Annotated in this window: 22 protein-coding genes; 12 read left to right on the forward strand and 10 right to left on the reverse strand. The window is 64.0% G+C overall.

Going from position 1 to position 21,665, the window contains the following annotated elements:
* The first annotated feature begins 334 nt into the window (after nucleotides 1-334).
* The 3 genes from ACFWXH_RS30700 (at nucleotide 335) to ACFWXH_RS30710 (ending at nucleotide 3,626) form a co-directional block, all read left to right on the forward strand.
* Nucleotides 335-1,369, forward strand: a complete 1,035-nt coding sequence (locus tag ACFWXH_RS30700; RefSeq protein WP_379125215.1) for an extracellular solute-binding protein — start codon at nucleotides 335-337, stop codon at nucleotides 1,367-1,369.
* An 83-nt stretch (nucleotides 1,370-1,452) separates the two neighbouring features.
* Nucleotides 1,453-2,877 carry an amidase gene (locus ACFWXH_RS30705; protein WP_379125216.1) on the forward strand — a complete coding sequence of 475 codons (1,425 nt, stop codon included), beginning with the start codon at nucleotides 1,453-1,455 and terminating at the stop codon, nucleotides 2,875-2,877.
* 62 nt (nucleotides 2,878-2,939) lie between these two features.
* Complete coding sequence (locus ACFWXH_RS30710) at nucleotides 2,940-3,626, forward strand: TetR/AcrR family transcriptional regulator (protein ID WP_379125217.1); 687 nt, start codon at nucleotides 2,940-2,942, stop codon at nucleotides 3,624-3,626.
* A 464-nt stretch (nucleotides 3,627-4,090) separates the two neighbouring features.
* Here ACFWXH_RS30710 and ACFWXH_RS30715 read toward each other — a convergent pair whose 3' ends face one another.
* The gene (locus ACFWXH_RS30715; protein ID WP_379125218.1) at nucleotides 4,091-4,573 is read right to left on the reverse strand and encodes an MgtC/SapB family protein; all 483 of its coding nucleotides are present in this window, start codon (nucleotides 4,571-4,573) and stop codon (nucleotides 4,091-4,093) included.
* Between the two features lie 68 nt (nucleotides 4,574-4,641).
* On the reverse strand, nucleotides 4,642-5,529 hold the full coding sequence (aguB, locus tag ACFWXH_RS30720; RefSeq protein ID WP_379125247.1) for an N-carbamoylputrescine amidase: 888 nt from the start codon (nucleotides 5,527-5,529) through the stop codon (nucleotides 4,642-4,644).
* Between the two features lie 95 nt (nucleotides 5,530-5,624).
* Here aguB and ACFWXH_RS30725 point away from each other — a divergent pair, with 95 nt between their 5' ends.
* Entirely contained in the window at nucleotides 5,625-6,428 is an 804-nt protein-coding gene (locus tag ACFWXH_RS30725) for a LuxR C-terminal-related transcriptional regulator (RefSeq protein ID WP_379125219.1), read from the forward strand.
* Between the two features lie 321 nt (nucleotides 6,429-6,749).
* On the opposite strand, the gene ACFWXH_RS30730 is transcribed toward ACFWXH_RS30725, so the two are convergent.
* The 3 genes from ACFWXH_RS30730 to ACFWXH_RS30740 form a co-directional block, all read right to left on the reverse strand.
* Complete coding sequence (locus tag ACFWXH_RS30730; RefSeq protein WP_379125220.1) at nucleotides 6,750-7,847, reverse strand: polyamine ABC transporter substrate-binding protein; 1,098 nt, start codon at nucleotides 7,845-7,847, stop codon at nucleotides 6,750-6,752.
* A 41-nt stretch (nucleotides 7,848-7,888) separates the two neighbouring features.
* Complete coding sequence (aguA, locus tag ACFWXH_RS30735; RefSeq protein WP_379125221.1) at nucleotides 7,889-9,001, reverse strand: agmatine deiminase; 1,113 nt, start codon at nucleotides 8,999-9,001, stop codon at nucleotides 7,889-7,891.
* A gap of 122 nt (nucleotides 9,002-9,123) precedes the next feature.
* Complete coding sequence (locus tag ACFWXH_RS30740) at nucleotides 9,124-10,017, reverse strand: LysR family transcriptional regulator (RefSeq protein WP_379125222.1); 894 nt, start codon at nucleotides 10,015-10,017, stop codon at nucleotides 9,124-9,126.
* A 147-nt stretch (nucleotides 10,018-10,164) separates the two neighbouring features.
* On the opposite strand from ACFWXH_RS30740, the gene ACFWXH_RS30745 reads away from it, so the two are divergent.
* The 4 genes from ACFWXH_RS30745 (at nucleotide 10,165) to ACFWXH_RS30760 (ending at nucleotide 13,467) form a co-directional block, all read left to right on the forward strand.
* Nucleotides 10,165-11,115 (forward strand): alpha/beta hydrolase, encoded by a 951-nt coding sequence (locus tag ACFWXH_RS30745; RefSeq protein ID WP_379125223.1) that lies wholly within the window; start codon nucleotides 10,165-10,167, stop codon nucleotides 11,113-11,115.
* Nucleotides 11,116-11,189: 74 nt separating this feature from the next.
* Nucleotides 11,190-12,155: an alpha/beta hydrolase gene (locus ACFWXH_RS30750; RefSeq protein WP_379125224.1), complete on the forward strand. Its 966-nt coding sequence runs from the start codon at nucleotides 11,190-11,192 to the stop codon at nucleotides 12,153-12,155.
* 62 nt (nucleotides 12,156-12,217) lie between these two features.
* The gene (locus ACFWXH_RS30755; protein ID WP_379125225.1) at nucleotides 12,218-12,850 is read left to right on the forward strand and encodes an SDR family oxidoreductase; all 633 of its coding nucleotides are present in this window, start codon (nucleotides 12,218-12,220) and stop codon (nucleotides 12,848-12,850) included.
* A 239-nt stretch (nucleotides 12,851-13,089) separates the two neighbouring features.
* On the forward strand, nucleotides 13,090-13,467 hold the full coding sequence (locus ACFWXH_RS30760; protein ID WP_379125226.1) for a DoxX family protein: 378 nt from the start codon (nucleotides 13,090-13,092) through the stop codon (nucleotides 13,465-13,467).
* On the opposite strand, the gene ACFWXH_RS30765 is transcribed toward ACFWXH_RS30760, so the two are convergent.
* Nucleotides 13,442-14,125 carry a TetR family transcriptional regulator gene (locus ACFWXH_RS30765; protein WP_379125227.1) on the reverse strand — a complete coding sequence of 228 codons (684 nt, stop codon included), beginning with the start codon at nucleotides 14,123-14,125 and terminating at the stop codon, nucleotides 13,442-13,444. The two genes, ACFWXH_RS30760 and ACFWXH_RS30765, sit on opposite strands and share 26 nt — an antisense overlap.
* Nucleotides 14,126-14,382: 257 nt before the next feature.
* Here ACFWXH_RS30765 and ACFWXH_RS30770 point away from each other — a divergent pair, with 257 nt between their 5' ends.
* A complete protein-coding gene (locus tag ACFWXH_RS30770; protein WP_379125228.1) occupies nucleotides 14,383-15,042 on the forward strand; it encodes an O-methyltransferase in 660 nt (219 codons plus the stop codon).
* A gap of 334 nt (nucleotides 15,043-15,376) precedes the next feature.
* Nucleotides 15,377-16,243 carry an SDR family oxidoreductase gene (locus tag ACFWXH_RS30775; RefSeq protein WP_379125229.1) on the forward strand — a complete coding sequence of 289 codons (867 nt, stop codon included), beginning with the start codon at nucleotides 15,377-15,379 and terminating at the stop codon, nucleotides 16,241-16,243.
* A 189-nt stretch (nucleotides 16,244-16,432) separates the two neighbouring features.
* Here ACFWXH_RS30775 and ACFWXH_RS30780 read toward each other — a convergent pair whose 3' ends face one another.
* The 3 genes from ACFWXH_RS30780 to ACFWXH_RS30790 all read right to left on the reverse strand — a co-directional run bounded on the left by ACFWXH_RS30780 (nucleotide 16,433) and on the right by ACFWXH_RS30790 (nucleotide 19,445).
* A complete protein-coding gene (locus ACFWXH_RS30780; RefSeq protein ID WP_379125230.1) occupies nucleotides 16,433-17,725 on the reverse strand; it encodes an alkyl sulfatase dimerization domain-containing protein in 1,293 nt (430 codons plus the stop codon).
* Nucleotides 17,726-17,827: 102 nt separating this feature from the next.
* Complete coding sequence (locus tag ACFWXH_RS30785; RefSeq protein WP_379125231.1) at nucleotides 17,828-18,955, reverse strand: transporter substrate-binding domain-containing protein; 1,128 nt, start codon at nucleotides 18,953-18,955, stop codon at nucleotides 17,828-17,830.
* A gap of 232 nt (nucleotides 18,956-19,187) precedes the next feature.
* A complete protein-coding gene (locus ACFWXH_RS30790) occupies nucleotides 19,188-19,445 on the reverse strand; it encodes a hypothetical protein (protein WP_379125232.1) in 258 nt (85 codons plus the stop codon).
* A 62-nt stretch (nucleotides 19,446-19,507) separates the two neighbouring features.
* On the opposite strand from ACFWXH_RS30790, the gene ACFWXH_RS30795 reads away from it, so the two are divergent.
* Both ACFWXH_RS30795 and ACFWXH_RS30800 read left to right on the forward strand, forming a co-directional pair.
* Nucleotides 19,508-20,110, forward strand: a complete 603-nt coding sequence (locus ACFWXH_RS30795; protein ID WP_379125234.1) for a TetR/AcrR family transcriptional regulator — start codon at nucleotides 19,508-19,510, stop codon at nucleotides 20,108-20,110.
* 32 nt (nucleotides 20,111-20,142) lie between these two features.
* Nucleotides 20,143-20,982, forward strand: coding sequence for an aminoglycoside adenylyltransferase domain-containing protein (locus ACFWXH_RS30800; RefSeq protein ID WP_379125235.1), 840 nt, complete (start codon nucleotides 20,143-20,145; stop codon nucleotides 20,980-20,982).
* Nucleotides 20,983-20,989: 7 nt separating this feature from the next.
* On the opposite strand, the gene ACFWXH_RS30805 is transcribed toward ACFWXH_RS30800, so the two are convergent.
* Entirely contained in the window at nucleotides 20,990-21,496 is a 507-nt protein-coding gene (locus tag ACFWXH_RS30805) for a MarR family winged helix-turn-helix transcriptional regulator (protein WP_379125236.1), read from the reverse strand.
* Between the last annotated feature and the right edge of the window lie 169 nt (nucleotides 21,497-21,665).

Consider the following 21,665-nt stretch of genomic DNA (forward strand, 5'->3'; position numbering starts at 1 on the left):
CAATTCCCCTCCCCCTTGAGGGGAGGGGTTAGGGGTGGGGGTATCTCGACAAGCGCGACGTCCTCAAATCGCCGTACTTCAACACAGTTGCCATTCCGGAACGCCAACAATCCGGGATCGAACCGAGCTCCACATGCGCGCCAAAAACTTATTGACTAAATAGTTAGTAATAATAATCTCCACATCGGGAACAAGATCGGCCAGCCGGCACCAGCCGGTGAATGACCGCATCCCGGGAACACGAGACGGAGAACCGCCCTGGCGGCCATTCGGCCTGTCATCGGCGAAAACGGGCCTGCCAGCGAACGGCGGGACCCCAAAAGGGAGAAAAGGCATGAAGCTGAAACTGGCAGCCGCGGTCCTTGGCCTGTCGCTTGCTGTCGCGACGGGCGCGGCGCGCGCCGAAGGCGTGCTCAACATCTACAACTGGGGCAACTACACCAGCCCCGAGCTGATCAAGAAGTTCGAGAAGCAGTACGACATCAAGGTCACCGTCACCGACTACGATTCCAACGACACCGCGCTCGCCAAGGTGCGGCAGGGCGCGTCCGGCTACGACATCGTCGTGCCGTCGGCCAGCGTGATACCGATCTGGATCGGCGAAGGGCTGCTGCTCGAAACGCGCCCCGACCAGATGGAGAACTTCAAGAATGTCGACCCGCGCTGGGTCGACGTTCCGTTCGACCCGGGCCGCAAATACACCGTGCCGTGGCAGTGGGGCACCACCGGCATGTCGGTCAACAAATCCGTCTATTCCGGGGACATCAACACCTCGGCGATCTTCCTCGATCCGCCGCCCGAACTTGTCGGCAAGATCAATGTCGTGCCTGAGATGGGCGACATCCTGTATTTCGCCATCACCTATTTCGGCGGCAAGTTCTGCACCGAAGACAAGGAATTGCTGAAGAAGGTGCGCGACAAGCTGGTCGAGGCCAAGGCGAAGTGGCTTTCTCTCGACTACGCCGCCGTCGACGGACTGGGGCGCGGCGACATCGCGGCCGGCGTCAACTGGAACGGCATCTCGCTGCGCCAGCGGATGCAGAACAAGGACATCGTCTACGGCTATCCGAAGGAAGGCTATCCGATCTTCATGGACAATGTCGCCGTGCTGAAGGACGCCAGGAATGTCGAAAACGCCAAGCTGTTCCAGAACTTCATCATGGATCCGGAAAACGCGGCGCTGATCTCGGCCTTTGCCCGCTACGCCAACGGCATCAAGGGCTCGGAGAAGTTCATGCCCGCCGACATGAAGGGCGCGCCGGAAGTCGACATCCCGGCCGAGTTCCTCGCCAAAGGCGAGGTCATGCCGATCTGTCCGCCGGCGGTGCTGCAGCTCTACACCAAGATCTGGACCGACATCCAGAAATAGCCAGCCAGCGCCGGGCGGGCGCGCCCGGCCAGTTGCTCTCATCATCAGCACAATCGCGATCGTCCGATCGCCGGAGACTTCGCATGTCCGACCTCGACCTTTGCTACATGCCGGCCCACCAGGCGCTGCGGCTCTTCAAGACAAAGAAGCTTTCCCCGGTGGAATTGATGCAAGCCACCATCCGGCGAGCCGAGGCCACCAAATCCACGATCAATTGCCACACCTTCACCTATTTCGACGAGGCGATGGAACTGGCCCGCAAGGCCGAGGCCCGATACGCCAAGGGCGCCAGGACCGGCGCGCTGGAAGGCCTGCCGATCGGCATCAAGGACGAGAGCTACATCAAGGGCAAGCCGACCTCGCACGGGTCGCTGCTGACCGAGGGCGCCGTCAGCGATCACACCTCCACGATCAACGAGCGTATCCTGAAGGCGGGCGGCATCGTGCATGCGCGCACGGCGACGCCCGAATTCAGCTGCGCCGGCTACACCTGGTCGCGGCGATGGGGCGTCACGCGCAATCCGTGGAACCCGGATTTCACGCCGGGCGGCTCCTCAGGCGGTTCGGCCGCGACGCTTGCCGCAGGTACCTCGGCCATCGCGACGGGGTCGGATATCGCGGGCTCGATCCGCATCCCGGCCTCGGCATGCGGCCTCGTCGGCTTCAAGCCGCCCTATGGCCGCAATCCCGATGAGCCGCCTTTCAACCTCGACTTCTACTGTCACACCGGGCCGCTGGCGCGCACCGTCACCGACGCGATCCTGCTGCAGAACGTGATGGCCGGCCCCAGCCCGCTCGACATCGCCACCTTGCGCCCGAAGCTTCGGCTGCCGCTCGATTACAAGCCGATCAAGGGCTGGAAGATCGCCTTCTCCATGGACCTCGGCTCCTTCGAAATCCATCCGGACGTGCGCAGGAACACGCTGGAAGCCTGCGAGGTGTTCCGTTCGCTGGGGGCGACGGTGGAAGAGGTCGATCTCGGCTGGGGCGACGAGGTGCTGAAATCCGGCATGGCCTATCTCGAACACATCTTCGGCGCCTCGCTGGCGGGCCTGCTTAAGGAGCATGGCGACGACATGACGAGCTATGCCAGGCAGTTCGCCATGGACGGGCAGAAATCGAAGGCCACCGACTTCGTCGGCACGCTGGAGGTCGCGGCCCGGATGTACCAGAGCCTCGGACCGCTCATGGAAAAATACGACGTGCTGCTGTGCCCGACCAATGCGCTGCCGGCGGTACCGGCCGAGTTCGACCAAACCACGGGTACGGTGGAGATCAACGGCAAGACGGTGAACCCGTCGCTCGGCTGGGTGATGACGACGCCGTTCAACATGCTGAGCCGCTGCCCCGTAATTTCCATGCCCTCTGGCCGAGCGACAAACGGCGTGCCGACAGGCATCCAGATCGTCGGCCGCACCTATAGCGACGCCGATGTATTCCGCGCGGCAATGGCCTATGAAACGGCACGGGGCCAGTGGTACGGCGACGGGATGCGCCCGTCGCTGTGATGGCGGAAGGATGAACCGGCCTGGGGCATGATCGCCCGGGCCGGATAAGGGACTGAAGCAAGATGGCGCAGCGCAAGGCAGCAACAGCTGAAAAACAGGAGACCGGCTCGGCCACGGGCAAACGCCCGGCCACCCGCGACCGCCGGCGCGAACGCGGCGAGGCGAGCATCCAGCGCATCATCGATGCCGCCATCGACCTGATCGCCGACGAGGGCCTGTCCAGCCTCACCATGCAAGGCATCGCCAAGCAGGCGGGCGCTTCCAACGCGCTGGTCGTCTTCCACTTCGGCAACAAGGAGAACCTGCTCCGGGCGGTGCTGCAATATCTCAGCGATCAGTATGACGCGTTGTGGACGAGGCTGGTGCGCGCGCCCGGCCTGTCGCCGGTCGAGCGCGTGACGGGGGCGGTCGAATGCGGGCGCCGGTTCGCACGCCAGCACCCGAAATGGGTTTCGGTCTTCGTCATCTTCGGCAGCGACCGCAAAAGCATGCAGATCTACACGGAGATCGGCCTGCCCGGTGACCTCGCCTACAATGCCGAAGCCAGCGACCTGCTGGCCGAGATCGTGCGCCTCGGCAACTACAGCGGCGTCGACCCGAAGACGCTGTCCGAGAGCCTCAACTACCTGGTTCAAGGGGCATGGTACTGGGGACACCTCAATCCGCCCGACCTCCACTCCGAGGTTCCAGCCAGGACGATCGCAACACTGCTGCACCACGCCTTCCCCCGGCATTTCGAGCCGGCGTGAAGCGGGGCGGCGGTGGCGCTGCTCTTATCTCCCCCCTTGCGGGGCTGGGCGCCACTATCTCCCCCCTTGCGGGGGAGAAAGGATTTTCACGATCTTAGCGAGCACGCCCTTTAGGGCGGCGCAGTCTAAGTCGTAGAAAATCCAAGAGAGGGGATATTCAGCTGAGGGGCTTCATAAGTGAGAGCCTTCTCTTCTCCGAAACAGATGAGAAGAGCAGATCGCCAGCGTTGTGCCGGCCCTCGGCTATGGCCTCGGGCGTTCGAGCCTTTTGAAAGGTCCACCGGACCTTTCAATTCGCCTGCGGCGAACCAGGCTCTCACCCCCTCTCTTGCGATTTCTAGCACTTAGCTGCGCCGCCCTGCGGGCGTGCTCGCTAAGATGCTGAAATCGCTTTCTCCCCCGCAAGGGGGGAGATAGTGGCGCCCAGCCCCACCGGCGCCAGCGCCGATCCGGCCACCAACCGGCTACGGATCTCCATCCTTCCTGTCGATCCGCACCAGTTGCAGCAGGCCCAGCACGATCAGGGCGAGCACGGTGGCCAGCAGGCCGATCTGCCAGAAGCCCAGCCCTACCGCCAGGCCGATGGCGCCCGCCAGCCACATGCCGGCGCCGGTGGTCAGCCCTTGCACTTCACCCCTGACGAAAAAGATCAGGCCGGCGGCCAGGAACGCCACGCCGGCGGTCGTCGCCTCGACCAGGCGGATCGGATCGATCCTGATCTCCTGCCCGGCGAAGACATCGACATGAGTGATCTCGATGGTCAGGATGGCGATGGCGGCAGTCGCCAGGCAGATCAGGATATGGGTTCGCAAGCCCGCCGGGCGATCGCGCCATTCGCGCTCCATGCCGACGACGGAGCCGAGCGCGGCCGCCAGCAGGAGACGGGCCGAAATCACCGAAAAAGGGAGCCATGTCGGCTGCCCGAAGCGTTCGAGGAACTCTTCCATGAGGGCGAGAACGTATCCCTGAACGCTCGGTTCCCGCCAATGTCCCGGCCGGCAGGGCGAAGCGGCCGTCAACCCGCCTGCGATGGCCCGCCATCCAGCGTCGCCAGCCGCCCGTAAAGCTCGGGCCGCCGGTCGCGGAACACGCCCCAGGAGCGGCGTTGATGGGCGATGGCATCGAGGTCGAAGGAAGCCGTCAGAACGGTTTCGGTCTCGCGGTCCGCCTCGGCGACCTTGGCCCCCGTTGGGTCGGCGATGAAGGACGATCCGTAGAAGGTGATGCTGGTGCCGGCGCGGCCCTGTTCGGTGCCGATGCGGTTGGAGGCCAGCAGCGGCATGATGTTGGCGCCGGCGTGCCCCTGCATCACGCGCTGCCAGTGCGCGCTGGAATCGAGACCCGCATCGTGCGGCTCGGAGCCGATGGCGGTGGGATAGAGCAGGATCTCGGCGCCCTGCAGCGCCATGGAGCGCGACGCTTCCGGAAACCACTGATCCCAGCAGATGCCGACGCCGATGGTGCCGGCCTTGGTCTTCCAGACCCTGAAGCCGGTATCGCCCGGCGAAAAATAGAACTTCTCCATATAGCCCGGACCGTCAGGGATGTGGCTCTTGCGGTAGTTGCCGAGCACGGCGCCATCGGCGTCGATGACGGCAAGGCTGTTGAAATAGCTCTGGCCGGCACGCTCGAAATAGCTGAGCGGCAGCACGACGCCGAGTTCGCGCGCCAGCGCGGAGAAATGCGCGATCAGCGGGTTGTCCTGAAACGGACGGGCAAGATCGAAGAAGCCGTGGAACTGGTCCTGGCAGAAATAGGGCGCGGCGAACAATTCCTGGATCAGGACGAGATCGGCGCCCTTTCCCTTCGCTTCGCGCACCAGCCGTTCGGCGCGCGCGACATTGTCCTTCTCGTCCCAGACGCAGGCCATCTGGGTGGCGGCGACGGTTACCTTACGCATGATGAAGCGAACTCCCTTGTCACGGCTGACTTATAAGCTGCTTGTTTGATGGTTGGCACCAGCTTGAATTCCTGCCGGCACCGTCTATCGTTCAGGGCATGCAGCCGGCTTTTTCCCTCGAGCAGTTCGGACGCTGGAGCCAGGGCGTGGCCGCCGCCGCGCGGGCCGACTCGACCGAAGAGATCGCGGCCACCTTCACCGCCGCCGCCAGCGGGCTGCTGGCTTCCGACCGAGCCTATGTCGGGCTTTATCTGCGCAACCACAGTTCCGTGACGATCGACGACCGTGGGCCGGATCCATGGAACCGGAACTACGACGCGCATCTCTACAGGCTGGACCCGTTCTTCCGGATGTTCGCCAGCACGCGGCAGGATTTCCTTTTGCCGCTCGCCGCGCTCGATAGAGGCGACTTCCGGCGGACCGCCTATTACCGCGACTTCTATGAGCCGTCGCGGAGCTTCGACGAGATCACCGGCGTCTTCAACCTCGACAACAGGGCGGCGGGCTACGTCACCTTCCTGCGGTTTCGCGGCGCGCCGGCCTTCGGCCGGCAGGACCTCGCGCTGGCTGAGGCGATCAGCGGCGCGACGCGGCTGGTGCTGCAACAGCTGTGGCTGCAGTGGCGCACCGAGGAGCAGATGCGCCCGGCAGTCCGTTGCGGGGAAGAAGCCGGTCATGCGCCGAACGGCTCCTTGCGGCTGTCGCGGCTCAGCGCACGCGAGCGCCAGATCGCGGACCTGCTCATCGATGGCGGCTCTGCCAAATCCATAGCGCGCAGCCTTGCCATATCGCCCGGAACGGTGCGCAACCACATCAAGCAGGTCTACGCCAAGCTCGGCATTCATTCGCAGGTGGAACTGATGGCGGCGGTGAGGGTCGCCGATATGGTGCCCTTGCCGTAGCCCCCACGTCTCCCCGGGCGACTGCATCCACTCGACGCGACGTGAAGCAGGTCTGGATCGCCGTGCCTTCGTCCGCGTTCCGGAATGGATCCCCGACACGCTCCGGTCGCTCCGCTCCCTCACGCGGTCGAGGATGACGGAGCTTCTATGTTCCGCCCGATCTCCGACGCTGGCATGATCGTCAGCGTTGGAGATTAGCCGGTACGCCCCCACCGCCGTCATCCTCGACCTCGGAGCGACCGAAGGGAGCGGCGAGTGTCGGGGATCCATTCCGGAACATTGAAGGGAGTGGCTCCCCGACGGAGGCACGCGACCTCCCGCTTATTGCCCCGTGACGACACGCGTCCACATCCGGTTCTGCAGGCGCAGTTGCTTGGCATCGGCTGCGTTGACCACGAACAGCTTGGCCTTCACGTCGTCGGGCGGAAACACGCCCGGATCCTTGGCCACGGCCGGATCGATCAAGGGCAGCGATTCCGGGATCGGGTTGGCGAAGGAGATGTAGCTGGAATTCGCGGCTGCGATGTCGGGGCGCATGTTGAAGTCGATCCAGGCGTGGCCGTTCTGCGGATGCGGGGCATCCTTCGGCACCGCCATGGTGTCGAAATTGATCAGCGTTCCCTCCTTCGGGATCGCATAGGCGATCTCGATCTTCTTGGCAGCGGCCGCGGCGCGCGACTTCGCCTGCAGGATGTCGCCCGACCAGCCCAGCGTCACGCAAATGTCGCCATTGGCGAGATCGTTGATGTATTTCGAGGAATGGAAATAGCGGATGTGCGGCCGCACCTTGCCCAGAAGCTCCTCGACCTTCGCGAGGTCGTCCGGATTGGTCGAGTTCGGATCGAGCTTTAGATAGTTCATCGCCATGGGGATGATCTCGGCCGGCGCGTCGAGAATGGTGACGCCGCAATCGGCGAACTTCTTCACCACGTCGGGATTGAAGATCATGTCGAGCGAACCGACCGGCGCGTCGGGCATGCGCTTCTTGACCGCCTCGACATTGTAGCCGACGCCGTCGGTCACGGCCATGTAAGGCACGGCATGGACATTGTCCGGATCGGCGTTGGCGATGAGCTTCAGCGCCTGTGCATCGAGTTTCGCGAAATTGGCGAGCCTGGCCTTGTCCATCGCCGAGAACGCGCCGGCCTTCACCTGGTTCTTCAGGAACGGAAAGGCGGAAGGATAGACCACATCATAGCCTGATCCGCCGGTCAGCAGCTTGGTCTCCAGCACTTCGTTGCCGTCATAGACGTCGTAGACGACCTTGATGCCGGTCTCCTTCTCGAACTTCGCCGCCGTGTCGGGAGCGATGTAGTCGGACCAGTTGTAGACATTGACGACTTTTTCTTCTTCGGCCTTCGCGGCACCGGCGAAAACACAGCTTGCCAGTAAAAATGCCGAGATCATGGATGTGCGCATAATATCTCCCATTGTGGTGGCCTGCGGGGCATTCGCCCTCTTCAGGCCGGTTTCTGCCCGGCATAGACGGGCAGCGTGATGCAGGCGACGTTGCCGCCACCCAGCAGAATTTCGCGCGAGTTTTCGATGCCGACAATACGATGACCCGGAAATAGTTCGGCGAGCTTCGCCTTGGCTTCGATGTCGAGCGTCTCGTCGGCAAACTGCGGCACCACCACGACGCTGTTGCCGGGATAATAGTTGATGTAGGTGGCCGCGACCCGGTTGCCTTCCGGCCGCGCCCAGGTGGCGTCGACACGATCCACGCCTGCGGCTTCCTCGGCCGTCATCTCGATGGGGAGCGGATGGCGGATGCGATGCACTTCCAGCCGGCGGCCGCGCGCATCGGTGGCCGAGCGCAATATGTCCTCGGCCTCGCGCACGATCTCATATTGCGGATCGTCCCGCTCCTCGGTCCAGCTCAGCGCCACCACGCCGGGTTTCACGAAGCAGCAGAGATCATCGATATGGCCGTCGGTCTCGTCGAAGGCGAAGCCGCGCGGCAGCCAGATAACATGATCGAGGCCGAGATAATCGCAGAGCTGCCGCTCCACCGCTTCCCGGCCCAGATGACCGTTGCGGTTGCGGTTCAGCAGGCATTGTTCGGTGGTCACCAGCGTGCCTTGCCCGTCGCACTGCAGGCCGCCGCCTTCCGCGATCAAAGGCGAGCGGTAGCGATCCATGCGTTCCGTCTCCAGCACCTTGCGGGCGACAAGATCGTCCAGGTCCCAGGGCGCATAGAGGCCACCGTCGAAGCCGCCATAGGCATTGAAGGTCCAGTCGACGCCGCGCACCGCGCCCTTGTCGTCGATGACGAAATTGGGCCCGCTGTCGCGCAGCCAGCTGTCGTTGGTGGCCATCTCGACGAGACGGATATGGTCCGGCAGCATGGCGCGGGCATTGAGCCATTGCCGGCGCGACACGGCGATGGTGACCGGCTCGCTCTCTGCGATGGCTGTTGCCACCCTGACGAATTCCTTCTGCGCCGGCTTCGCACCGAGGCGCCAGGTGTCGGGCCGCTCCGGCCAGGTCAGCCAGCAACCGGCCTTGGGCTCGAACTCGCCCGGCGCCCAGAACCCGTCCTGTTTCGGCGTGGTGGAAAGCGTGCGCGACATCGACAACCCGTTCTTCGAAAATCCGGGCTGGATGAGGCCGTGAGATGGGGCGTCCGGTCAATGTCCCAATTGGGACAGGGCGAGAAGTCAGGCGGCGCACACCATCCGGCTCCAGGCAGCTTTCATGCCTTGAAGCGCAATGTCTCCAGCAGCAGCGTGAAGGCCGACGAGGCGTGGCGCCGGTGCGGATAATAAAGATGATAGCCCGGCAGGTCGGGCGTGAAACGGCTCAGCACCCGCACCAGCCGGCCATGGTCGAGATGATGCTGCACCTGGTCGAGCGGCAGATAGGCCAGGCCATGGCCGTCCAGCGCCGCATCGAGGATCAGGTCGATGGTGTTGAAGACCAGCGGCCCGTCGACGCGCACCCGCGTTTCGCGGCCGCCACGCACCATGCGCCAGGCGTTGAGCGTGCCGGAGGTCGGCAGCCGCAGGTTGATGGCGCGGTGGTCGATCAGCTGGGCCGGAGAGGCCGGGGGCGGCTGCCTTGCGAGATAGTCCGGCGAACCGACGATCGCCATCGGGATATCCGGCCCGATACGCATCGCGATCATGTCTTTGGCCATCTCGCCGCCCAACCGCACGCCCGCATCGAAACGATCGGCCACGACATCGGCGAGCCCATAGTCGACTGTGATCTCGACCTTGATTTCGGGATTGCCGGGCAGCATCCGCCTCATCGCCGGAACGATGATGGTCCTGGCCGCATGCTCCACGGTGGTGATGCGGATCGTTCCCGTCGGCCTGTCGCGCAGGTCACCCAGCGAGGCAATCGCCGTATCCAGGTCATGCAGCATGGGACCGAGCGTGGCGATGAGCCGTTCGCCGGCATCGGTCGGCGCCACGCTTCTCGTCGTGCGCGACAGCAGGCGCAGCCCGATCCGCTCCTCGATTCGCCGCACGATCTGGCTGAGCGCGGATTGCGCCATGCCGAGCCGGACAGCGGCCTTGGTGAAGCTGCGCTCTTCGGCAACCACGACGAAGGCTGCCAGGTCGGCGATCTCATCCCGTCTCATTTATCACCTCGATGATAGGCGCAAGACAAATTGAGCGTCTAATCCATGAAGTTGTTGTGCCCTAGATTGTAGCCATCGCCAAGAGGTTCCACCCCGTTCCCCTGGCAAAGCGAGCCAAACGGCTCCCCGATCAAGAGGAAGAGCAAGATGGGCAAGATCAGCTTCGCCAATTCCAACAACAAGACGATCACGATGTCCGCGGTGATCAATTTCCCGGAAGGCTTCGACGAGACGAAGCGCTATCCGGCGATCGTCGTGTCGCATCCCGGCGGCGGCGTGAAGGAGCAGACCGCCGGCACCTATGCCAGGATGCTCGCCGAGCAGGGTTTCGTCACCATCGCCTATGACGCCTCCTACCAGGGCGAAAGCGGCGGCGAGCCGCGGCAACTGGAAAACCCGTATATCCGCACCGAAGACGTCAGCGCCGTGATCGACTACCTGACCACGCTGCCTTATGTCGACCAGGGCCGCATCGGCGCCATGGGCATCTGCGCCGGCGCTGGCTACACCGCCAACGCCGCCATCCAGGACCGCCGCATCAAGGCGATCGGCACCGTCAGCGCCGTCAACATCGGCTCGATGTTCCGCAACGGTTGGGAAAACAACGTCAAGTCGATCGATGCCCTGCCCTATGTCGAGGCCGGATCGAACGCCCGCACAACGGATGCGAGCGGTGCTCCGGTGGCGACGATGCCGCTGGCACCGCTGAAGGAAGAAGACGCTCCCAACGAGGAACTGCGCCAAGCCTGGGAATATTATCACACGCCGCGCGCCGAATGCGCGACCGCGCCGGGTTTCGCCACTTTGCGCAGCCTGAACCAGATCATCACCTACGACGCCTACCACGTGGCTGATGTCTACCTGACCCAGCCGATCCAGATCGTGGCGGGCAGCGTCGCCGGCAGCAAATGGATGAGCGACGACCTCTACGATCGCGCCGCCAGCACCGACAAGAATTTCCACATCGTCGAGGGCGCCAATCACATGGAACTCTATGACGGCGAAAAATATGTCGGCGAGGCCGTCTCCGTTCTCGCCCCGTTTTTCAGGGCGAGGCTCTCGGCAGAGGTCGCCGCTGCAAGGCAGGCGGCGGAATAGCCGCCGCAACGATCCCCATGGGCGCCGGGAGCCTTGCGTTGCCGGCGCTCCCTTTTCCAACGAGGAGAAGAGCTATGGAATCAGTCCGTATCCAGAACAAGGACATGGCCTGGCACATCGCGGCTAACATCCTGTTGCCGCGGCATTTCGATGAATCGAAAAAGTACCCGGCGATCGTCAGCATCCATCCCTTCGGCAGCTGCAAGGAGCAGACCTCCGGCAGTGTCTACGGCAAGGCGCTCGCCGAGCAGGGCTTCGTGGTGATCGCATATGATGCCAGCTTCCAGGGAGAGTCCGGCGGCAGCCCCCGCTGGATCGAAGATCCCACCCAGCGCGTCGAGGACGTCAGCCGCGTCATCGACTATGCAGTGACGCTGCCCTACGTGGACGAAAGCCTCATCGGCGTGCTCGGCGTTTGCGGCGGCGGCGGTTATGCCCTCAACGCGACGTTGACCGAAAAGCGCATCAAGGCCGTGGTCAGCATCACCGGCGTCAACGTCGGCCGGCTGTTCCGCGAAGGCTTCAGCAATTACGATCCGCTCGGCGCGCTCGACGCCATGGCTGCCCAGCGCACCAGGGAGGCGCGTGGCGGCGAATTGCAGGTCAACGAGCTGCTGCCCGCAACTCCGGATGTGGCCAAGGCGAACGGCCTGACCGAACGCGACGTTTTCGAGGCGACGGACTACTACAAGACGCCGCGCGGCCAGCAGGAAGGCGGCGCGACGCGGATGCTGTTCTCCCATGCCCAGAAAACGCTGGCCTGGGACGCCTTCGCCTTCGCCGAGACATTGCTGACCCAGCCGGTGATGGTGGTGATCGGACAGAAGGTCGGCGCCTTCGGCGCGTTCCGCGACGGCATAGAAATCTATGGCCGCGCCACGGCCTCGAAGGACCGCCAGCTCGTCTCGCTGGAAGAGTGGTCGCACTACGATCTCTACGACAAGCCGGAGCCTGTCGCGCTTGCGCTCGAGAAGCTGGTTCCGTTCCTCAAGAAGCATCTGGCGCTCGGTGCCGAACGCCAGGCCATTGCCGCCGAGTGATTGCAAGCTGGAACGGGCCTGCGTCCGTAGGCCCGTTCCCCTCTCGAAAAGCGAGATCGACCATGCCCGACATATTGATACTCGGCGCGAGCGGGCAGATCGCCCGCCATGTCATCGCCATGCTGGGCGGCGACCCGAACCTCCGCCTCACTTTGTTTGCCCGCAATCCGAAAAAACTGACGGCACCAGCCAACGCAGAGTTGGTGCAAGGCGACGTGCTCGACGGCGCGAAACTGAAATCAGCCGTCGCCGGCAAGGACATCGTCTACGCCAACCTGACCGGCGAAGACCTGGACGACCAGGCCAGGGCGGTGATTGCCGCCATGAAGGAAACCGGCGTCAGACGGCTGGTCTTCGTGCTGTCGCTCGGCATCTATGACGAAGTGCCTGGCAAGTTCGGCAACTGGAACAACGCCATGATCGGCGAAGACCTGAAGCCGTTTCGTCGCGCCGCCGACGCGATCGAGGCCTCCGGACTGGACTACACGATCATCCGACCGGCCTGGCTGATGGATGAGGACGAGGTGGATTATCACCTGACCGAACGCAACGAACCGTTCCAGGGCACGGTCGTATCGCGCAAGAGCGTGGCCGGCCTGATCACCGCGATCGTGCGTTCCCCGCAATTGCATCGCAACGGCAATCTCGGCGTCAGCAAGCCGGGCACGGATGCGGACAAGCCGTATTTCATGTGAAGACAAACGGCGGCGGGCCGGCATGCGGCCCCTCGCTAACGCCGATCTCTCGACAAGTTCATTGTTGCGTGACCGCGCGCTCGCCTAGAGTAGTTCCAGCAAAAGTGCGCAGCGGTTTTGCGTCCGGAATTGCGCAAACAAAAAGTTAGAGCGTTTCTGCGTTTCCGGGAAAAACGGAAACGCTCTAAGCATGGAAACACCATCTTCAGGCAAGGACAGCAATGTTTTCCGGCGTATCCATGCGACCGCAATTGCTCAGCCTCATGCGAGTGGCGATCGCCCTGACGTTTTCCCAGCACGCGGTCGTCAAGCTGCTTGGCTGCACCAGCATTGGCTGCATTCCGCAACCCTTCACGCCGCTGTGGCTGAGCGGCATCCTGGAGATCATGTTCGGATCGATGCTGCTTTTCGGCCTGGCTTCGCGATCGGTCGCGCTTTTGCTGGCCGGTGAGGCGGCGATTGCCTATTTCACGATGCTGACGCAGCAAGGCTTCTTTCCGTTCCTCGACGACGGCAAGCTCGCGATCCTCTACTGCATCGCCTTCCTGTACCTGGCGGTGGCCGGACCCGGCTCCTGGAGCATCGACGCCATCACCAGACCCGCCCGCGCAGCCTAGGGCGTTCGCGCCTATTCGCCCATCGACCGCGTTTGTGCTGCAGCCCCTCGATATAAGCGCAGAACATGTCGGCCATCGCATCGGCATAGGCGTCGATCTCCGCATCCGTGCGCGGGCTTTCCGAGAACTCCTTGCCCACGGTTGCCATGGTCGTCATGATCAGATCGGTGGCTGCCTCGCGCGTTGCGTCCGAAACACCGGGCAGCGCTTCCATCATGAACGCCTCGATGATCCGATCTCCCGCCGCCCGCGCTTCCTGCCCCTCGGGCGCGTCGCGATAGAGCGGGGCAACGCTGGCCAGCGCGACCCGCACTTCGGCTTCCTCGCATTCGGACCGGATAAACGCCCGCACCAGCGCCCGAAGGCGCTCGGACGGCGAGCGGCCTTGATCCTGGAGGACGGTGCGCAGCATGTCCGTCGTCTGGCGCCATTCGTCGCTCTGCAGGCGAAACAGGATCGCGGCCTTGTTCGGAAAATACTGGTAGAGCGAGCCGATGCTGGCGCCGGTCCTTTCGGCCACGCGCGCCATGGTGAAGCGTTTGATGCCTTCGCGCGCCAGCACCTGGACAGCGGCCTCAAGGATCGCGGACACCAGTTCGGTCGAGCGCGCCTGCTGCGGCTTCTTGGTCTGCGAGATCGTGGGGCGTCGTGAAGGCATGCCGGTCCTGGCTATAGGAGAGGTAACAGCTAGGCGCATCCCCGGCGACGTGCAAGGCGTCCGGGGCCCACGCCAAATCTGAACATTCCTGGCACGCATCCGTTTCAAAGCCCGATCCGCGCCCTGCCGCGCTCCGCTTTCATCAAGAAAAACAGTGCGTTGCTCAGAAGCAACGGCATGCCTTGCCAATGCGATTAGCGGGCCCGACTGGCGCGGCGTACTTAAAAGCCACGCGAAAACATCGATCGGAGACAGATGTGAACACACTGACCAAAACGCCGCTGGCGCCGCTGCTGGAACGCCTGTTCGAAGAGGCGGCGACGTCCGGCTCGACCGCGGCAAAAATGAGCGACGCTGAACAGGCCCGGCTGCTTTACAGCAAGACCGAATATCTCGACCTCTATGGACGCCTGAAGGACCTCTGGCTTCCTGTCTCGGAAAAGACCGGAACGCTGCTCTACATGCTGGCGCGGGGCAGCGGCGCCCGCTCGGTCGTCGAGTTCGGCACCTCCTTCGGCATATCGACGCTGCATCTCGCGGCAGCGCTGCGCGACAATGGCGGCGGGCGGCTGGTGACGAGCGAATTCGAGCCCTCCAAGATCGCGCGGGCAAGGCGGAACATCGAGGCGGGCGGCTTGCTCGACCTCGTCGAGATCCGGGAAGGCGATGCGTTGAAGACGCTGAGCAGCGATCTTCCGGAGTCGATCGACCTCGTCCTGCTCGACGGCGCCAAGGCGATCTATCCGGAAATCCTGAGCCTGCTGGAACCACGGCTGAAACCGGGAGCCATCGTGGTGGCCGACAATGCCGACATGTGCCCCGAATATCTCGAGCGCGTGCGCGACCCGGCGCAGGGCTACCTGTCCCTGCCCTTCGACGAGGATGTCGAGCTGTCGGTGTGGGTGGGCAGGGGCTGATCGGATTCACGAGCCGGCGTTTGCTTCACCAGCGTTCCGGAATGAATTCCCGACCGGTTCGCTTCGCTCACCAGGAGGTCGAGGATGACGGAGATCCTGCGACGTCGCGCCCATCGATTACCCCCACCCCTACCCCTCCCCTCAAGGGGGAGGGGAACCTGCCCGCATTTCGCCTGGCAAGAAATCCTCGGCGTATTCTCGTGACACACGGCCTCCCCGTCCCCCTCCCCCTTGAGGGGAGGGTCAGGGGTGGGGGTCAACTGCGCCGAACAATCCAACAACACAAGTGGCGGCACCCGCTCCGGGTGCGCGTCCCACAAGGAGACCTATTGCCATGCATGTATTCGTAACAGGCGCCACCGGCTGGGTGGGCTCGGCCGTCGTCGACGATCTGATCGAGGCGGGCCACACCGTCACCGGTCTTGCCCGCGACGCGGAGAAGGCGGCAGCGCTGGCCTGGAAGGGCGCGCATGTCGTGCGCGCGACGCTGGAGGACGAGGAGGCCTTGCGCACCGCGGCCGCTTCAGCCGATGCGGTGATCCACACCGCGTTCAACCACGATTTCTCGAAGTTCCTCGAAAGCGCGGCACTCGACCAGCTCTGTATCGAGACGCTCGGCAGTGCGTTGGCAGGCTCGCAGCGACCGCTTCTGGTGACGTCGGGCCTGCTCGGACTGCCGCGCGGAGCGACGGAGGCCGATATCCCCAATCCCGCCTCGCCCAGGAAATCGGAAGTCGCCGCACGCGCCTTGGCCGAGCGCGGCGTGCGCGCCACAACGGTGCGGCTGGCGCCATCCGTACATGGGCTGGGCGACCACGGCTTCGTGCCGCTGCTCATCCGCATGGCGCGCGAAAAAGGCGTCTCCGCCTATATCGGCGACGGGTCGAATGCCTGGGCGGGCGTGCACCGGTCAGACGCGGCACGCGTCTACCGGCTGGCGCTGGAACAGGGCGTTACCGAACCGGCCTATCACGCGGTCGCGGATGAGAGCGTTCCGTTCAAGGAGATCGCCAGGGTGATCGGCCGCCGGCTCGGCCTGCCGGTCGAGCCGCGCCCGGCAGAGCATTTCGGCTGGTTCGCCCATTTCGCGGGAACGAACATGTCCGCGTCGGCGGAGCAGACACGCAGGCTGCTCGGCTGGAAGCCGAAAGGCCCGGACCTGCTCGCCGAGCTCGACCAGCCCAGCTATTTCGCGGGGTAACAGGCGGGGAGGAACGGTCGCGCGTTCTGCCCCTTCCCGCCGATACGAGTTGGAGGGACCGGCAGTGAAAGACCGGCCGAAAACGGGCTAGAGCATTTTGTAGCCAAGTGGGATCACTTGGCGTTACAAAAATGCGGCAAAACAAAAAACTTAGAGCGTTTCCGCGTTTCCGTGAAAAACGGAAACGCTCTAGGTCTCGTCCTTCGACAGGAACTGCGCGGTGGTCAGGTAGTAGTTCCGGGCGGTGGCATTGACCTGGCGCTCGCCGAGTTCGGTGAGCGCGCGCGCCTTGACCCGTCTGGCGGCCGCGTCGGCAGGATCCACTGCCAGCAGACAATCGGCCAGTTCGGCCGCCCACTGGAAGTCGCCTGTTTCGACGGCCTGCCCGGCCCGGGCCAGCATCTTGTCCGGTCCACCTGCCATATCGATCATCCGGGCTGCGCGCTGCGCCGGCGACAGAGGATCGAGATTGGTGGCGTTGCCATCGAACCAGCCGACATAGTCGGCATAGATGCCACGCACGGCCCAGGCGACGCTGCCGTAATATTCCTGCAGGTACGGGCTCTTCGCGAGCTCCGGCGAAAGCCTGACCTCCTGGACAAGTTCGTCCGGCGTCCTGCCCTGCCTGATGCCGGCCAGCGTCTGGTCGAGCACGGTCCTGATGCCGTCGCGATAATCGGTCAGCGCCTTGCGGACTTCATCCCGGCCGAGGACCGGGCGCATATGACCTTGCACCATGGCATCGGCATTCAAGGCGAGCATTCTGTCGAGACTGGCGATCCAGCGCTCCGGCGGCCGCAGCTTGAGACCGCGGATCGGCGAGAGATTCGGGTAGGATTTCAGGACATCGTCACCGGGGATCAGCACGCCCCGGTCGGCGAGCCAGACGGCGGTGTTCTCAGGCGACTCTCCCGGCGTGTGGATGAGTTCCATGCGCACGCCGGCCACATCGATCGTCTCACTCTCGCCGCTGAAGGTACGGGTCGGCGCAAGGAAGCCTTCCCGCGTATGCGGGGTTACGCGGCCGTATTCGAGCTGCGTGCCGGCGTTGATGAACAGCGCGTCGGGAAGCTTCGTGCCAAAGGCATCACCGCCGTCGCGTGGTCCCCTGCCGAATTCAGGGCCGGACTCGACCAGCGTGCGATGGCTGTAGATGTCCGGTCCGTCGGCTCCGGCAAAGATCGTTGCGCCACCGGAATGATCCGGATGGTTGTGCGTGTAGACGATCGCCCGGACGGGACGCTGCAGGCGATCCCCGAAGGCTTCCACGATGGCTTTCGCGTCGACCGGATTCGCGGCGGTGTCGACAATGATCGACCCCCCGTCGCCCTGGATCAGCGTGACGTTGCTTGCCGAGTAGCCGACGGCGGCGAAGACACCCTCCGCGATCTTGATGACCTCCCTGCGGAATTCGGCGGAACTCGCCCGCAACTGCTCACGTCCGGCGAATTCATCGGCTGGAGGCGTCGATAAGGTCGTCAAGGCTGATCCTTTCATGGCATGCAGACCGTGATGCTAGCGCACTTCCTGCCCGGATGGATCGCAACTCCTGACGAATGGGGCAGGAGAGAACCGACCCGATCCCTATCGTTCGTTGCCGAAGTATTTTCGGCGCAACGCTTCCAGTTCGCCCGCTTCCTGCAGCGCCAGGATCTGCAGCGTGATCGCATGGCTGAGATCGTCGCCGTGCCGGAAGGCGAAGCCGTATTTGTCGGGATGGAAGATCGGGCCCACCACCGACAGCGGCGCCTTGTCGTGGGTATGCGCATAATATTCCAGCACCGGGGCATCGCCGATGATGGCCGAGACCTCGCCGTTGCGGAGCCCGGCCACCGCGTCGTCCAGGGTGCCATAGGCCTGGGTCGATAGCCTGAGATCCCTGGAATAGGTTTCCGCGACGCTGCCGCCATCCACGCCGACGGTGCGCCCGGGAAGGTCGGCCAGCGAGTTGACCTGGTGGGTCAGCGTCAGGGCCGTCATCACGCTGGTGACCGACGAGGTGACATAGGCAATGACGGCGACACCGCAGACCATCCACAGGCCGCCGGAGATGCGGCCGATCCAGCCCAACGCGTTGGGGCGCGTGACCTTGCCCGAGGTCGCGACCGACATGACCTCGTAGAAGCTTTCAGCCAGTCCCGCGTGCCAGCTTCGCGGAAAGGTCTCGTCGAACCGGCGGTAGAACCACGCCAGCACCAGCGTGGCCACGACGATGATGGTGGCAAGCCAGGCCATGGCCCTGAGATGGCCGGCACGCTCCAGCCCGCCCATCACCTGCCAGAAGCCGGCGCTGTCGCGCTCGGCCACCATGATGCGCAGGCCGGCATCGTACCAGGGCTGGGAGAAGGTGACGCGCTCCACCCGATCCTTGGTGATGGTCAGGTTCGAAACGGCCACATCGGCGTCGCCCTTGCGGACCGCCTCGGTCAACGCCTCGAAACTCGGATATTCGCTGTAGGTGTAGGTTAGGTCCAAAGGCCTGGCGGTAGCCTCCCACAGGCCGATCGCCATGCCGGAATAATGCGCGCCATCCTTGGCGACGCCATCCTTCACGACGAAAGGCGGGCTGACATAGACGCCAACCTTGATAGGTGTTCCGCCCGCTGCGCCGGCCTGCCCATCCTGAGCCAATGCCGCGGTGCTGAGCAGGCCTGCCATCACGACCAGCGCGGCAAGCACGGTCGTCAGGCTTCTGAAGAATGCCGGTTTCATGAACTGGATATCGAAGGCTCCCGATGAGCATCAAACAGAAACGGCCCACGATCCGGGGACCGCAGCACCTCGGGACCTGCTATAGAAGCGGGCTTGTGAAGCACAAGGTAACCAAACGCGGCTCGGCAAAGCAAGCGCCGGGCCGATGCGGGATTCCAGCCGGGCCTGGCTGCCATCGAGAGGCAGCCGCCTGCCGGGTTACGCCGGGTCTCGGGCAGGCCTGGAGAACCGCTCAATCCGATACCCGGACGCCACGTTTGTGCATCCAGAAAAGCAGCGCTCCTCCGAGCGCCGCTATGGCAAACCCGCCCCACCACGGCAGTGGAAAACCGTAGGCGGCGAGGATGCCCGGCAGGGCGATCTTCTTGCCCCAGATGAGCTCCACCACGGTCGCGATGAGGCCCTGGCCGACAAAGACGATCCAGACTGCTGCAGCCCATGGCGAAATGTGTTTCTTTGCAGAAGCACCCGCTTCGTTCCGTTCGCTCAACCTTGATCTCCTTTTAATGTGATACGAACGTATCATAAAAATAGAAACCAGACAATCACCTCATGCCAAAACGTGTCGATCACAATTTGCGTCGCCTCCAGATTGCCGAAGCGCTCTGGAGGATCGCCGCGAGCCGGGGCCTGGAGGAAGTTTCGATGCGCCAGGTGGCGGCAGAGGCCGGCGTATCGACGCGGCTGGTTCAATACTATTTCGAGACACGCGAGCGCCTGCTCGTCGAAGCGCTTGCGCTGCGCAACGAGCATGACCGCAAGCGCATCGAGGGCCGGCTGCCCGAGGACGCCTCGCTGAGGGATGCGATCCGGGTGCTCCTGCTCGGACTGCTGCCGCTCGATGAGGAGAGCCGGCAGTCGACGCTGATCCAGCTTGCCTATGGCATCCGGGCGGTGAACGATCCGCTGCTGGCCGGACACGTCATCAACCCCTCCAAGCCAGGCCTGGAAGAGCTGGTCGCCGACATGCTTGGCGGCGCCGAAGCCGCGGGACAGCTTTACGAGGGCCTCGACCTTGCCCGTGAGGCGGAGACCTTGCTCGCCCTGTCGAACGGCATGACCTACGACGTGCTGATGGGCATGCGCAGCGCCGACGATGCCATCGCCCTGGTGGACTACAATCTCCGGCGCATCTTCCTATCTGAAGCGACGTGAACCCGTCCAAGAAACCCGAGGCAGCTCAAGACATGCGCGGTACGAGCCTGGACAGCGCCGACGACATTTTGCGGAACCACATCGCCGGCGTGGTCGACGAACTCAGGACCGAACTGGGAGACCGCCTTCATGCCGTCATCCTGCACGGCTCGCTTGCCATGGGGAGTTTCCATGCCCCCAAGAGCGATGTGGATCTGCTGATCCTGGTGGAAGACCTGTCGGCCGACCAGGCGCGCCGGCTGTACAGCCTTTTCGAGCGGCATCATTCGCGCAGGCCCTATGCCGGCGGCCTCGAGGTGAGCGTCATCCGCGCCGCCGATGCAAAGTCGCCGCAGCACCCGTTGCCCAGCCTCGTCCATTTCAGCGAGACGACCAGCGGATGGCAGCCATGGCCCGAGGGCAAGCCGCCGACCGACGAAGACCTCCTCGCCCATTTGACTGTGGCCAGGCATCGCGGCCGCAGCCTCCATGGCCCGGTGCCTCGTGACGCGATCGGCGAACTGCCATGGGCCGACTACCTGGCCTCGGTGCGCGGCGACATCGACTGGATCCTGGAGGACGAGAACATCCTGGGGTCGCCCTATTACGGGATCCTCAATCTCTGCCGCTGGGCCATGATGGCGGAAGCGGCGGAGCGCATCGTGCCGGGCAAGGAAGAGGCCGGCATGTGGGCCCTGTCGCACCTGCCGCAAGACCAGAGGGAAATCGTCGCCCAGGCCCTCGCCGCCTATCGGGACCGGAACTGGCCGCAGACGATCCGCGAAAGGCAGCTGTCGGGCGGACCCTGGCAGCGCGCGCCACTGCTGGAGTTCCGGGACTATATGCGTTCGCGCTACGGCAACCGGGAAGGCGCTGGAACGCCAACCCCCTGACTGCTTTCTAAGTGCCGAGAAGCTTGTCGACGTCGTCTTCGCTGTCGACGGGAATACCCACCGTCAGCAGATTGTGCTGCGCCTGGTGAAGCACGCGCATGCAGACGGCGACGTCTTCATCCGGGATGCCCTGCAGCGCGTCGCGGTTGGCGGCGATGGCCGCCGCCAGGGCCGCGGTCTCGAGCTGGCGCCCTTTCTTGGTCAGGGAGACGATGTATTTGCGGGCGTCGTTTGGATCGCGGCGCCGGCGCACCAGTCCGGCCGCGATCAGGCTGCGCACCGCCACGACCATGGCCGGGCCCGCTATGCCGGACTCATGCGCCAGCTCCACCTGGGTCAGGCCATCCCGGGTCCACAGCGTGCGCAGCGCATACCATTGCCCCAGCGAAACGCCCATATGCGCGATCCTGAGCCCAAGGTCGCGCTGGATGAGCCTGTTCAACTGCCGCAGGCTGTGTCCGAAGCTGCTGTGGGTCGGCAGGATCGAGCCCTGCTCTCGCTGGCTGTCGTCCATGCTGTCAACTCGCCTCATAGTCCTGGCCCCCAGTAAACACGAACCCTGCCTTCCGCAAGCGACCGGACCGGGTTCGGACCGCGCAACAATTTAAGCATGAAATATTTTTCGTCCACCAGCTTGTCGGGTCAAAACAAAGGCGCTAGCATAAATTCGTTCATAAACTAAC

The sequence above is a fragment of the Mesorhizobium sp. NPDC059054 genome, assembly GCF_042739215.1.
GTDB lineage: Bacteria > Pseudomonadota > Alphaproteobacteria > Rhizobiales > Rhizobiaceae > Mesorhizobium.

Bases quoted from the DNA above. Each gene is read 5' to 3' on its own strand.
- ACFWXH_RS30740 (WP_379125222.1), bottom strand. From the start codon at position 10,017: ATGAGACGGGATGAGATCGCCGACCTGGCAGCCTTCGTCGTGGTTGCC.
- ACFWXH_RS30760 (WP_379125226.1), top strand. From the start codon at position 13,090: ATGCGACCGCAATTGCTCAGCCTCATGCGAGTGGCGATCGCCCTGACG.
- ACFWXH_RS30725 (WP_379125219.1), top strand. From the start codon at position 5,625: ATGCAGCCGGCTTTTTCCCTCGAGCAGTTCGGACGCTGGAGCCAGGGC.
- ACFWXH_RS30800 (WP_379125235.1), top strand. From the start codon at position 20,143: ATGCGCGGTACGAGCCTGGACAGCGCCGACGACATTTTGCGGAACCAC.
- ACFWXH_RS30750 (WP_379125224.1), top strand. From the start codon at position 11,190: ATGGAATCAGTCCGTATCCAGAACAAGGACATGGCCTGGCACATCGCG.
- ACFWXH_RS30755 (WP_379125225.1), top strand. From the start codon at position 12,218: ATGCCCGACATATTGATACTCGGCGCGAGCGGGCAGATCGCCCGCCAT.
- ACFWXH_RS30745 (WP_379125223.1), top strand. From the start codon at position 10,165: ATGGGCAAGATCAGCTTCGCCAATTCCAACAACAAGACGATCACGATG.
- ACFWXH_RS30765 (WP_379125227.1), bottom strand. From the start codon at position 14,125: ATGCCTTCACGACGCCCCACGATCTCGCAGACCAAGAAGCCGCAGCAG.
- ACFWXH_RS30715 (WP_379125218.1), bottom strand. From the start codon at position 4,573: ATGGAAGAGTTCCTCGAACGCTTCGGGCAGCCGACATGGCTCCCTTTT.
- ACFWXH_RS30785 (WP_379125231.1), bottom strand. From the start codon at position 18,955: ATGAAACCGGCATTCTTCAGAAGCCTGACGACCGTGCTTGCCGCGCTG.
- ACFWXH_RS30775 (WP_379125229.1), top strand. From the start codon at position 15,377: ATGCATGTATTCGTAACAGGCGCCACCGGCTGGGTGGGCTCGGCCGTC.
- ACFWXH_RS30700 (WP_379125215.1), top strand. From the start codon at position 335: ATGAAGCTGAAACTGGCAGCCGCGGTCCTTGGCCTGTCGCTTGCTGTC.
- ACFWXH_RS30795 (WP_379125234.1), top strand. From the start codon at position 19,508: ATGCCAAAACGTGTCGATCACAATTTGCGTCGCCTCCAGATTGCCGAA.
- ACFWXH_RS30710 (WP_379125217.1), top strand. From the start codon at position 2,940: ATGGCGCAGCGCAAGGCAGCAACAGCTGAAAAACAGGAGACCGGCTCG.
- ACFWXH_RS30805 (WP_379125236.1), bottom strand. From the start codon at position 21,496: ATGGACGACAGCCAGCGAGAGCAGGGCTCGATCCTGCCGACCCACAGC.
- ACFWXH_RS30705 (WP_379125216.1), top strand. From the start codon at position 1,453: ATGTCCGACCTCGACCTTTGCTACATGCCGGCCCACCAGGCGCTGCGG.
- aguA (WP_379125221.1), bottom strand. From the start codon at position 9,001: ATGTCGCGCACGCTTTCCACCACGCCGAAACAGGACGGGTTCTGGGCG.
- ACFWXH_RS30730 (WP_379125220.1), bottom strand. From the start codon at position 7,847: ATGCGCACATCCATGATCTCGGCATTTTTACTGGCAAGCTGTGTTTTC.